Raw genomic sequence first — 12,002 nt, 5'->3', positions numbered from 1 at the left:
GTTAATTCAACAAGAATCCATCGACACCGTATAGCTGCATTAAACTTCGCAGATTGTCTGGCACCCCGACGACTGACATGTTACCCGGGTGCGTATAGTCATGATTAAGTCTGCGCTGTATCTCAAGAATCATACTGATCGCCACCGTATCTACCTCTTTCACCCCTGAAAAGTCCAGGGTCAGTGGCGAGGCCAACTGCAATTTTTGCAAGTCAGCTAAAGTTTCGCTGACATTGGCAATCAGCAAATCACCTTTAAAGTGCAAACTATTTTGTTGTTGCGTCAGTTGAGCCACCCATTTCTCCCGATTTTTTCAGACCACGCAGTTATTTACCTGTGGCTGCCTTGTTCTTGTCCGCCAGTTTTTTCGTCAGGCTATCCAGCCCATTTTGGCGAATTTCTTGTGCAAACTGGCTACGGTAGTTGGTGACCAGACTCACGCCTTCAATGACGATATCAAACACTTTCCAGTCATCGCCTTTTTTACCCAACGTGTAATCAACGGCAATCGGATCGCCACCAGGCTGCTGTATCGCCGTTTTGACCGTTGCTGTATCCGCCCCGGACTCCATGCGGAAAGGCTTGTATTCAATTACCTGATTTTTATATTTAGACAATGCAGTAGCATAAGTGCGTAACAGCAGCGTCTTGAATTCCGCCTGGAAAGCTGTTTTCTGATCTGGGCTCGCATTGGTCCAGTTTTTACCTAACACCAGACGTGACACTTTCTCAAAATCAAAGTTTGGCAGTATCTTTTCTTCTGCCAGACTGAAAATCTTTTGCTGGTTGCCCGCTTGAATATCCTTATCGCTTTTGATGACTTCAATCACATCGTCGGCGGTCTTTTTCACCAGTTGATCGGGTGCCATTGCTGCCATTGCTACACCACTGACCAACCATATGGCTGCTGCCATCCACCACTTTTTCATCGCTATCCCTTTATATCGTTTGAGTTATTTGCCCACTTTATCAAGCGGGCTGGCATCTAACGCATCAACTGTACTTTCGGTTGATGCAGCTGCCGTTTTATTTCCATTGTCGTTACTTTCTGTCGCCTTGCTATACAAGAACTGACTAATCAGTTTTTCCAGCACAACCGCATCCTGGGTCTGTGTGATCTTGTCCCCATTTTTGAGGTTGATCTCGTCACCACCGGCTTCGAGCCCAACGTATTGCTCACCCAGCAAGCCTGCAGTGTAAATGTTGGCGAACGTATCTTTGGGGAATGCATAACGGGAATCAATATTGAGACTCACGACGGCCTCATAAGTTTTAGGATCAAACACAATATCATTGACGCGACCGACAACCACCCCTGCGCTTTTCACAGGGGCGCGAGGTTTGAGGCCGCCAATATTCTCAAAGTTCGCCGTCACGGTATAGGTCTGGCCGATATTGCTGGTGGTGAGATTGCCCACTTTCATGGCCAAGCCCAATAAAGCGGCCAATCCTAATGCCACAAAGATCCCTACCCATAAATCAATTGTTGTTCTTTCCATTGCTGCTCCCGCAAATATCTCGTACGTTGTCCTGCTAAACCGCGATCATGAACGAGGTTAATATAAAATCCAGTCCCAATACCGCCAGTGACGAACTCACCACTGTGCGTGTCGTGGCCCGGCTGACCCCCTCAGCGGTCGGCGGTGCATCATAGCCCTCAAACAAGGCAATCATGGTACAAGCCACGCCAAACACCAGGCTCTTCAACACGCCATTCAGGATGTCATACTGCCAGTCCACATTGGCTTGCATCTGTGACCAGAATGCGCCAGCGTCGACGCCAATCAAGGGCACTGCCACCAAATAGCCGCCCAAAATACCTACCATCGAGAACAAGGCCGCCAATATCGGCATGGCAATCACCCCCGCCCAGAAACGCGGGGCAATGACGCGTGCGATGGGACTGACCGCCATCATTTCCATGGCAGAAAGCTGCTCTGTCGCCTTCATCAACCCGATTTCAGCAGTAATGGCGGTACCGGCACGTCCCGCAAATAACAAGGCGGTAACCACCGGCCCCAACTCGCGCACCAGGGCCAACGAAACCAATACGCCAATCGCTTCCGACGAGCCGTATTTTTGCAACGTGTTATAGCCCTGTAACGCCAGCACCATGCCGACGAAAAACGCGGAGACCAGAATAATGATCAGCGAGAGGACGCCAGTAAAATAAACTTCGCGGATCGTGAGCCGAAAGCGGCGAAAACTCTCGCCGGAGGAAATCAGCGTTAACCACAACAAGCGACCACCCGCTCCCAGACGCCAGATTTTATTGATAAAGCCCGCCCCCAGCTTGGTCAGCAGCCGTTTGATTTTATGCACAATCATTAACGCGCCCCTCTTAACAAACTGGCATGATATTCAGGCGCCGCATAATGGAAAGGAACCGGACCGTCTTTTTCACCATGCACAAATTGATGGATAAACGGCAACTCGGACTGACGCAGCTCATCGGGCGTGCCCTCGGCAGCGACAATGCCGTCGGCGACGAAATAGACGTAGTCAGCAAACTGGAACGTCTCTTCAACATCATGCGTGACGATGATAGAAGTTGCCCCCAGCACGTCATTCAGGCTGCGAATGAGGTCGCAAATAACGGCCATGGAAATCGGATCCAGTCCGGCAAATGGCTCGTCATACATGATAATGCTGGGATCCAGGGCAATTGCGCGCGCCAGTGCAACACGTCTGGCCATACCGCCTGACAGCTCTGTAGGCATCAGGGCATGCGCACCCCGCAAACCAACCGCATTCAACTTCATCAGCACCAGGTCACGAATCATGCTTTCGGGCAAGCTGGTATGCTCACGCATCGGAAACGCAACATTTTCATACACGGATAAATCGGTGAACAAGGCACCATGTTGAAACAACATGCCCATTTTCCGGCGCAGTCGATAGATGCCTTCACGATCTTGCTCATGAACGACCTCACCAACCACTTTGACTTGCCCCTTGGTCGGCTTTAACTGCCCACCGATCAAGCGCAACAGGGTGGTTTTACCGCTTCCACTGCCGCCCATGATGGCAACCACCTTACCTTTGGGAAACGTCATGTTGATGCCTTTATGCAACAATCGGCCTTTGTAGCCGAAAGACAGGTCTTGAATTTCTACAATTGCGTTCGCCATAGGAAGTGGGAGTTGTAAATCGGCTCTTATTCTAAAACAGATTCAAATTGAAAAGATGTATGTAAACCTCATAATACAAAAAGCCTGAAAAACCAGGCTTTTTGTATCAGCAATCTGTTGTATTCTACACTAAAAACTCATGCACACTAAGTAAGCCGTGCCGGGTAGCGGGGCGGCAACACCGGCACTAGGTGTGCCATTTAGGACAACACGCATGGCGCCAGTATTGCCCACACCGTCATCCAGCATGGTATCCAATTGCGCCGCATAACGCCCTAAAATCGCATCGGAACACATGGCGTGCGCACTGCTAAACGCGCCTGCGGTGACCGCTGTTAAAGCGGTCACGTTGCTGACACCCAACTGCCCGCCTTCACTATTGCGCGGCACATATTGCGTACTGGTGGGGTCGGTTGATCCGATAGCCAAGCCCGCCAATCGCAGGTGTTGCCAGATTAAAAATGATTCATCCGTATCTGTGTTTGAATTCCAAGCACCTTGAATCAAGCCATTTTGTGTTTGCCCGTTCGTAGTCGCATTGGTGCCGTTGACATGGATATCCGCCGCATGATCATCCCCGGGTAAGACGCGAAAACGGTCTTGATAGCCATAAAAATAAGTGGGGATATTTCTAAAGTCACTGGCAAGGCTTTTCACCTTGGCGTTGGCAATCAATTCTTGCCCGCGCATCACCCCGGCCAATAGCAACCCGGCGATCACCAGCACAATCGCCAATTCAATCAAAGTAAACCCTTGTTGTGTTTTCATGTTAAATCCTCCTGATAGCTTAAACCTGTTGTTAAAAGCATGACCCGAGACGCTTCTGCACCGACGCCATGAATAGCCCGGCACAGCAATTACTTTAACATTAATTAAATATATTTAACAAATAAAACACCAGGAATCTAGCAAAAAGACTAAAGAAAACGGGCAGATGTTTACACATCTGCCCGTTGAAATGGCTACTTAAAATTAAAGCGTACCGTAAGAATGCAGCCCGCTTAAAAACATATTCACGCCCAAAAATGCAAACGTTGTCACCAGCAAACCGACCAGCGCCCACCAGGCCAACATGCTGCCGCGCAAGCCTTTCATGAGACGCAAATGCAGCCATGCCGCATAGTTTAGCCAGACAATCAGTGCCCAGGTTTCTTTAGGGTCCCATGACCAGTAGCCTCCCCAAGCCTCTGCGGCCCACATTGCCCCTAAAATCGTTGCAATCGTGAAAAATGCAAAACCGACCGCAATCGCTTTATACATCAAATCATCCAGCACATGCGGCGCGGGCAAGCGACTCGCCAGAATGCCCCGCTTTGCCAGCAGGTAAGCCCCGGCGACCATCGCCGCCAGCGAGAAGGAACCATAGCCAATAAAGTTGGCGGGTACATGAATCTTCATCCAGTAACTTTGCAAGGCAGGCACCAACGGCTGAATCTCGTTGGCATGACGATCAAAGGTATACCAGAGAATAAAGCCCACCGCCGCATTGATCACCACCAGCACAAAACCACCCAATTGGCGTGTTTTAAACAATTGCTCATAGTGCAAATACAACAAAGCCGTGATCAGGCAAAACAGGATAAACACTTCGTATAAATTGCTGATCGGAATATGGCCGATATCGGGTGCAATCAGGTAGGACTCATACCAGCGCACCATCAGGCCGACAAACCCAAACAAGGTCGCCGTCCACGTGAGGGCCGAGGCCACTTTGGCGGTGAACTCTGATTTTTGGAACATGGCCAGCCAATAGGTCAGCATAGCCAATACAAACAGCACATTCATCCACATGATGGCAGACTGGCTGGCCAACAGAAACTTGAGCAAGAAGCGTTGACCACCCTGACTCAAGTCGCCCTGATAAACGTAGACGCCAATCAGGCTCAGCACAGCCACACCCAAGACCAGGCGGGCAATGGCTGACCAGCGCCAGCCCAAATAACTAAATACCGCGACTGCCCCAAACAGAAAGCTGACCTCGTAAATATCCATGAAGCCTGCATAGCGCTGATACGAAAACACCGCACCCGCCAGCAATAGAATGGCATAGACCCAATCAAACTTGCTTAACGACTGCCAGAAGGATACTGGCTTGGATAACGTTGACGTATTCATCTTATTCCCCGATTCAATAACGCATTATGCTGAAGGTGCTTGCAACAGCGTTGAAAGTTGCTGGCGCGCACGCGCAAAATCCTGATCCAAGTCCATATTTTTACGGTTAGACGACATGGCCACCAGGACTTCATGCTGTGCAGGTTTGATCAATAACCACAAGCGACGTTCCTTAATATAGAACATGGCAAAAATACCCAGTACCAACATCACCGAACCCAGATATACCCAATTCTGCCCAGGCGAGCGCGTAAGTTGGAAACCACTGGCTTGTTTCAGCGTGTAATTCTTGAGCTGAAAATAATACGGTGTGCCATAAAAGAATAAGTCATTCATGGCATTCAGGCTATCCTGTATAAAGATGGCGCTGGTCTGATCCTCTGCGATAGGCTGCAAGTGACGTTGTGCACGGCTCATTTGATATGCCTGCATCGCTGCACGGTTCAACAATTTGAGATAAGTTTGTGCCGCTTGCTCGCGCTGGTCTTTGGGCACAGCGCTTTCAATAATGCGCGACAACTCACTGTAGCCGCCACGCTTGAAGGTCATCAGTAGCTGCTGCAAGCTTTGCTCAAACTGCGCTCGTAATGTGGGATTATTACCTGGCATTTGCGCGGCCACCTGCTGCGCGATCGCCTGAATAGACTTGTCATCGCGTAAGGTTTGGCGCAATCGCATAAAACCGGTGATTTCCATATCGTCATCTGCGGGAATGCGCAAGTACTTGAAGTCCTCCTGCACGGTCTCACGCATGCCAGAGACGAAATAAGCGCGGCCATCCAGCATCAGAGGCTGCATGTAATTGACATACTCACGGGCCTGGCCACTGGCATTGCGCAATTTGAACGTGGTGTTTGGCCCCACATTGTGCGGCTTACCTTTACCATCCGCCGACAGATTCAGGATATTAAACTGGCGAAACTCGTTGAATTCGACTGTCAGCTTTTGCGCGCCGTCACCGAGCGAGCCTTTTTGCAAGATCACGCCATCCACATCAAATCCATCCTGCTGGTTAGCGGCCAAATCCCAGAGTTTGAATTTGAGCTGTGAGCCACCATCCTGAAAGTCAGATTGGTAAATCGCAATCCCTTTGTAAATAAAAGGATGATTCACTCTGACCGTCGCCTCAATCGGTTGCTTCAGGTCTGAATCAGTGATGAGGATATCGCTTTCAAACGATTTCGGCATCCCGGTCGGGTAATGCTCGATACGAAAGTCCTTGAGCATTACCGTAAAAGGTAATTCTTGGACCAGATAGCCATCACGCACCCGCAAGAAAGACACGTTATCACGTTCGCCTTCCGGCAAGGTCATATTGGCGCGGAATGAAAGGTTGCCCACTCCCAGCCGACTCTCAGGCGGCACCTGGCGTGAAGGAATATCGCGCGTCTCAACCTTTTTATAACCCAGCAATTCCTGAATCTTGAACGGCAAATTGCCATCGAGCAGGCCACCAAAACAAATCACCACAATCGCGGCATGCGTAAAGATATAGCCCAAGCGCTGATGCGTCCCCAATTTGGCCGCAATCAGCACATCGCCATTACTTTGTGGCGTCGCCTTAAAAGTGTAACGCTCTGCCGTCAACCAGGCGGACAACTGTGAATGTAAGGCGGTTGCTGCCGAAGCCGTCGTCAGACTGGCCTGATGCTCAAATAAACGTAAGGATTTTTCAGTCGCATGCTCTTTATAGGTTTTCCATTCCTTGAGCATGAGCGGTGTATTCCGCAGCACGCACAAGGTGGTTGAAATCACCAAAAACAGTAAAATCACCAAAAACCACGCCGCATGATAGACATCCAGCAACCCCAGCAATTCGAACAATTCAAACCAGAATTGACCAAACTTGACGATGTAATTGGTATAGGGCTCATTCTGCTTGAGTACGGTACCAATAATCGACGCAACACCCAACAGCGTTAACAAGCTCACAGCAAAACGCATGGAACTCAGTAACTCATAAACACGCCGGGAAAATGAAGCTGGAGATTTCAAATCGTTCTCGTCAAAAAGATGGATAAGTTTGGTTGCTGGTCAGTCACGGTCTTAACGCAAGGCCCGCTGTTGTGGACGACACAAAACTGCAAAGGTTGCATACGGCTACAGTAAAAAAGGTGGCCAAAGCCACCTTTTTCGAGCAGTCAAAAATTAACGCAAACCTTGGATATAGTCTGCAACAGCCTGCATCTCGGCATCGCTCATTTTACCGGCGATGGTCATCATCATTGGTGCATTGGCGCGCTCACCCGTGCGGAAAGTACGCAGTTGCTGCAAGGTGTAATCTGCATGCTGCCCGGCCAAGCGCGGAAACTGCTTGGGCAACCCGGCACCCGTCGCGCCATGACAAGCTGCACAGGCAGGCACTTGCGTTGCAGCAATCCCGCCACGATAAATCTTCTCGCCCAGTGAGCCTTTGCCATTACTTTTCGCCTTGTTCAGCTTAATGCTTTGGGAAGAAAAGTATTTTGCCAAGCCTTCCATGTCTTCCTGACTTAAGGCACCGGCCATGCCGGACATCACTGCGTTGGCACGCGTGCCTTCTTTAAAATTAGTCAACTGCTTGACCAAGTACTCAGGATGCTGACCCGCCAACTTGGGGTTGGTCGTAATCACACTGTTACCATCTGCGCCATGACAAGCCGCACAGACGTTCTGCACGATTTTCTCAGGGCCATTGACCGCTGGTGCCGCCGCCGCAGGGGCCGCTTCCTCAGCAAAAACAGGCTGCAAGCCAGTTGCCAGCAATAAAAACAATCCCGCTTTAAAACTCTTTAACATATCTGAATGCCCCAACGTTTTTATTCTGCAGCATTTTATCAAACAAAGCCTGTTCGTGATAGCATGCAAGCCTGAATAGTCCACAAATCTTGAGTCAGCTCAACGCCATCATGCCTGTTTTCCAAAATGCCAGCTTTCACCTCTCTGCACACCACCTGCGGGACTTGCCCCCAGCCAGTGGCATTGAAGTAGCGTTTGCCGGCCGGTCTAACGCCGGAAAATCGAGCGCGCTGAACACTTTGGCCAACCACAACCGGCTCGCGTTTGTGAGCAAGCAACCAGGCCGCACACAGCTGATTAACTTTTTCACCCTAGGCGATGACAAGCACCTGGTTGACCTGCCTGGCTACGGTTACGCCAAGGTGCCTGAAGCCATGCGCATGCATTGGCAAAACGTGCTGTCCCGCTACCTGAGCGAACGCAGCAGCCTGGCCGGCCTGGTACTGGTCATGGATAGCCGTCACCCACTCACACCACTAGACCGGCAAATGCTGGACTGGTTCTGCCCCAGCGGCAAACCTGTGCACGTACTGCTGACCAAAAGCGACAAATTGTCGCGCAGCGAATCTACTATCACCTTAGGTAAAGTCCGCAAAGAGCTCCAAGCCAACTGGGGAAATGCCATCACCGTGCAACTCTTTTCCAGCCTGAAAAAGCAAGGGGTGGATGAAGCAGAAAAAGTGCTGGGCGAATGGTTTTTTGGCGGCGACACCCAAACGGAAGCGGTGGCGCCAGCCAGCGAATAAAAAAGGCAGACGCACAGTCTGCCTTTTTAGTGGGCCTTAAACGCGCCTGAATACCAAATCCCACACCCCGTGTCCCAACTTGAGACCCCGGTTTTCAAACTTGGTGAGCGGACGGTAGGCCGGTTTCTCGGCGTAATCTGCCGCAGTATTCTGCAACTGTGGCTCTGCGCGCAATACCTCAAGTACCCACTCGGCATACTCCTGCCAGTCAGTCGCCACATGAATGTAAGCGCCCGCTTTCAATTTTGAGCACAACAGTTTTACAAACTCAGCCTGGATCAATCGACGTTTGTGATGACGTTTTTTGTGCCAGGGATCGGGAAAGAAAATGTGTACGCCATCCAGCGAACCGTCTGCCAACATCTGCTGTAACACCTCAACCGCATCATGCTGAATAATACGGATATTCTGGATATCCCCCTCCTGCATCAACTTGAGCAGACTCCCCACGCCTGGAGTATGTACCTCGACTGCCAGAAAGTCATAGTCAGGCAAGGTTTGTGCAATCTTTGCCGTCGCATCCCCCATGCCAAAGCCGATCTCAAGGATTTTTTTGCTCTCGCTGCGCGCGAATGCCTGATCCAAATCGAGCGGCTGCGCTGCATACTCGATCCCGAATTGCGGCCAGGCCGTTTGTAATGCGCGCTCCTGGCCCTTGGTCAAGCGGCCCTGACGCAGCACAAAACTGCGGATACGGCGTTGATAAGGCGCTTCGTCAATCGGGAGGGTTTGGTCTAATTCACTCATGGGGCGCATTATACTTGAGAGGCATGATTTTGATTTTGTGATTTTTACGGTCTGTGCTTTCAGCTTCATTGCAACCAGTCGCGAGACAACAATGTGTCAATCAAGGTTGCGTGCACTCAAGCGCAAACATGGCTGATTCAAGCATATACGGCCTCCATCAACCAGCCCAAACTTAAAGCTGATGCCGCTTATCCCCTTGCAAAAAGCCCAGCAATGGCAACGAGATCCCTTTACTCAAAGCCAATACCTTGAATAATTCACCCATCTCCGCTGGTGACAACAGCTTTTGCACCGCAGCCACCTGCGGCAAATAATGGGCACTGTCTTCGGGATTGATCTGCTGTAGCAATTGCAGAATGCCGCAATTGATCAAAAACTGGGCTTGATTGGTGTATCCCGCGCAATCGAGTCCATGTGCCAATGCCGTTTCGGCCATGGCGGTAAAATCGACGTGGGCGGTGATGTCTTGCAAGCCGGGATACCGCAAGGGATCATCATGCGCATAGTGCTGATAATGACACATCAGTGTGCCCTGGTTGCGCTGCGGGTGATAGTACTCGCGGGCACTGAAGCCGTAATCAGGCAGCAAGATCAATCCTTGCTGCAACATCGCGGCGAGACTGGCGATCAATCCTTGTGCTGCAGGATTGATTTCGGTGAGATACCCTTCTGGCAACTGAGCGGCGTCGATGTGTGCGACGTCTGCTTCATTTTGCAAAGGGCGCGTTTGCCATACAAAACCATGTTCATAGCCAACCCCGCGCTCCAGCCAGCGGCCGCCATGCCACTCCACCAGCTGTACCGGGATTGCATCCAGCACTTCATTGCCAATCACCACGCCCGTGAATTGCTCAGGCAAACGATCCAGCCATTGCACCCGTGCATAAAGTTCGGCTGGCAAGCCTGCCTGCAAGCTTTCTTGCTGGCGCATCCGTAAGTTGGCACTTACCTCAAGGATGTAGTAGTGTGGGTGCAGCTGGTGCTGGGTATGCAGCGCCCGCAGCAAGCCTTGCGCCAATCTGCCAGTGCCTGCACCGAGCTCCAAAATAGCCCCCCCGGTTTCTAACAACACTGGAGCAAGCTGGTTGGCGATGGCGCGCGCAAAAAGTGGCGAAATCTGCGGGGCGGTCACAAAATCGCCGCCTATACCGAACTTATTGCCGCCGCCGCTGTAATATCCGAGGTGTGGCGTATACAAGGCTTGCTGCATGTAATCCGCAAAGGAAATCCAGCCGCCTTGTTGCTCAATATGCGCTTTGATCTGTTGGTGCAGGGCGTCGCTGTGCGCCTGCATCAGCGCATCCGGCACAGGCAAGCGGGAAGAAGTGGGTTGAACAGTCATTCAATCATTATAATGTGAGCCGTTTAGAAAAGAGTACAACGTGAAATTCAGCCCTAACAATAAAGTAGTATTGATTACTGGCGGTGCCAAGCGGGTAGGCGCAGCCATCACCCGCGCCTTGCACCAGCAAGGGGCCAATGTGATGTTGCACTACCACACCAGTCAGCAAGAAGCCGAAACACTGCAAGCAGAGCTCAACCAGACGCGTGCCGACAGTGTAGCGATCATGCAGGCCAACCTACTGCAAACGGCAGATTTACCCAAACTGATCCAAGCCACCTTGCAACAATTCGGCCGACTCGATGCACTGGTCAACAACGCTTCCAGCTATTATGCGACACCCCTCGGTGGCATTAGCGAAGCACAATGGGATGAACTCACCGGCAGCAACCTTAAAGCACCCTTATTTTTAAGCCAGGCCGCCGCCGATGCCCTGTTCGCCAGCCGGGGGTGCATTGTCAACATCACGGACATGCACATAGAGCGCCCGAAAAAGCATTACATCGTTTACAGTGCCGCCAAAGCCGGCCTGGTCAACCTGACCAAATCGCTGGCGCAGGAGTTGGCGCCCAATGTACGCGTCAATGCGGTTGCACCAGGGCCAGTGTTGTGGCCAGAAGACAATCAGGAGTTTGATGAAACCTACCGGCAACAGGTCGTCAACCAGACCCTGCTTAAGCGCACAGGCGAACCGGATGACATTGCCAAGGCGGTCAAGTTTCTGGTGTATGACGCGCCGTTTATCACCGGCCATGTGCTGGCCGTGGATGGCGGCCGCCATTTAAGTATTTAACTTAGCGATGCGGATTAAAGAGCAGACCATCACTATCCATGCTGCTGCGCCCCCCAAACCCGAATTGGGTGCAGCCTGTAATGGCTGTGGTGTCTGTTGTGCGGCCGAGCCCTGCCCGGTGAGTCTGACCCTGCTCTGGCCGCATCAAACCCCGTGCCGCGCCCTGATCTGGAGTGAAGTTGAAAAACGTTATTTTTGCGGCATGGTCAGTGCGCCGGCGCAATTTTTAAGCTGGCTACCGACCAGGCTCAACCGTGCGGCCAGCCGATTATTCAGACGCTGGATTGCTGCAGATACGCGATGCGATGCAGATGTTACGCTGGAATAAACAAAATCACCTCAAATAATCA

General features: G+C 51.3%; 14 protein-coding genes. 3 read left to right on the top strand and 11 right to left on the bottom strand.

The features are described from left to right. Window position 1 precedes the first annotated feature (1 nt). The 9 genes from ACFQ1T_RS05110 to ACFQ1T_RS05070 form a co-directional block, all read right to left on the bottom strand. The gene (locus ACFQ1T_RS05110; RefSeq protein ID WP_313985385.1) at window positions 2-295 is read right to left on the bottom strand and encodes an STAS domain-containing protein; all 294 of its coding nucleotides are present in this window, start codon (window positions 293-295) and stop codon (window positions 2-4) included. Between the two features lie 31 nt (window positions 296-326). Then, window positions 327-929: an MlaC/ttg2D family ABC transporter substrate-binding protein gene (locus tag ACFQ1T_RS05105; protein ID WP_275357659.1), complete on the bottom strand. Its 603-nt coding sequence runs from the start codon at window positions 927-929 to the stop codon at window positions 327-329. Between the two features lie 24 nt (window positions 930-953). Beyond that, entirely contained in the window at window positions 954-1,499 is a 546-nt protein-coding gene (gene mlaD / locus ACFQ1T_RS05100; protein WP_338655445.1) for an outer membrane lipid asymmetry maintenance protein MlaD, read from the bottom strand. A 34-nt stretch (window positions 1,500-1,533) separates the two neighbouring features. Next, the gene (mlaE, locus tag ACFQ1T_RS05095; RefSeq protein WP_194748771.1) at window positions 1,534-2,328 is read right to left on the bottom strand and encodes a lipid asymmetry maintenance ABC transporter permease subunit MlaE; all 795 of its coding nucleotides are present in this window, start codon (window positions 2,326-2,328) and stop codon (window positions 1,534-1,536) included. Beyond that, a complete protein-coding gene (locus ACFQ1T_RS05090) occupies window positions 2,328-3,131 on the bottom strand; it encodes an ABC transporter ATP-binding protein (protein ID WP_194748772.1) in 804 nt (267 codons plus the stop codon). The genes mlaE and ACFQ1T_RS05090 overlap by 1 nt, the downstream gene beginning before the upstream one ends. A 129-nt stretch (window positions 3,132-3,260) precedes the next feature. Then, the gene (locus ACFQ1T_RS05085) at window positions 3,261-3,899 is read right to left on the bottom strand and encodes a type II secretion system protein (protein ID WP_379074568.1); all 639 of its coding nucleotides are present in this window, start codon (window positions 3,897-3,899) and stop codon (window positions 3,261-3,263) included. Window positions 3,900-4,103: 204 nt separating this feature from the next. Further along, window positions 4,104-5,246: a c-type cytochrome biogenesis protein CcsB gene (gene ccsB / locus ACFQ1T_RS05080; RefSeq protein ID WP_379074565.1), complete on the bottom strand. Its 1,143-nt coding sequence runs from the start codon at window positions 5,244-5,246 to the stop codon at window positions 4,104-4,106. Window positions 5,247-5,270: 24 nt separating this feature from the next. Then, the gene (locus tag ACFQ1T_RS05075; protein WP_379074561.1) at window positions 5,271-7,190 is read right to left on the bottom strand and encodes a cytochrome c biogenesis protein ResB; all 1,920 of its coding nucleotides are present in this window, start codon (window positions 7,188-7,190) and stop codon (window positions 5,271-5,273) included. Between the two features lie 204 nt (window positions 7,191-7,394). Continuing rightward, on the bottom strand, window positions 7,395-8,024 hold the full coding sequence (locus tag ACFQ1T_RS05070) for a c-type cytochrome (RefSeq protein ID WP_379074558.1): 630 nt from the start codon (window positions 8,022-8,024) through the stop codon (window positions 7,395-7,397). A 110-nt stretch (window positions 8,025-8,134) separates the two neighbouring features. On the opposite strand from ACFQ1T_RS05070, the gene yihA reads away from it, so the two are divergent. Further along, the gene (gene yihA, locus ACFQ1T_RS05065; RefSeq protein ID WP_313985370.1) at window positions 8,135-8,770 is read left to right on the top strand and encodes a ribosome biogenesis GTP-binding protein YihA/YsxC; all 636 of its coding nucleotides are present in this window, start codon (window positions 8,135-8,137) and stop codon (window positions 8,768-8,770) included. A 36-nt stretch (window positions 8,771-8,806) separates the two neighbouring features. Here yihA and trmB read toward each other — a convergent pair whose 3' ends face one another. Next, window positions 8,807-9,517 (bottom strand): tRNA (guanosine(46)-N7)-methyltransferase TrmB, encoded by a 711-nt coding sequence (gene trmB / locus ACFQ1T_RS05060; protein WP_379074554.1) that lies wholly within the window; start codon window positions 9,515-9,517, stop codon window positions 8,807-8,809. A gap of 172 nt (window positions 9,518-9,689) precedes the next feature. Continuing rightward, a complete protein-coding gene (locus ACFQ1T_RS05055) occupies window positions 9,690-10,859 on the bottom strand; it encodes a class I SAM-dependent methyltransferase (protein WP_194748779.1) in 1,170 nt (389 codons plus the stop codon). Window positions 10,860-10,899: 40 nt separating this feature from the next. Between ACFQ1T_RS05055 and ACFQ1T_RS05050 the strand changes: the two genes are divergently transcribed. After that, window positions 10,900-11,652, top strand: coding sequence for a pteridine reductase (locus tag ACFQ1T_RS05050; protein ID WP_379074551.1), 753 nt, complete (start codon window positions 10,900-10,902; stop codon window positions 11,650-11,652). 7 nt (window positions 11,653-11,659) lie between these two features. Then, on the top strand, window positions 11,660-11,980 hold the full coding sequence (locus ACFQ1T_RS05045) for a hypothetical protein (protein WP_379074548.1): 321 nt from the start codon (window positions 11,660-11,662) through the stop codon (window positions 11,978-11,980). The last annotated feature ends 22 nt before the right edge of the window (window positions 11,981-12,002 follow it).

It is taken from the genome of Methylophilus glucosoxydans, from assembly GCF_042676145.1.
Classification (GTDB): Bacteria; Pseudomonadota; Gammaproteobacteria; order Burkholderiales; family Methylophilaceae; genus Methylophilus; species Methylophilus glucosoxydans.
This window is presented reverse-complemented; position numbering and strand designations above follow the sequence as displayed.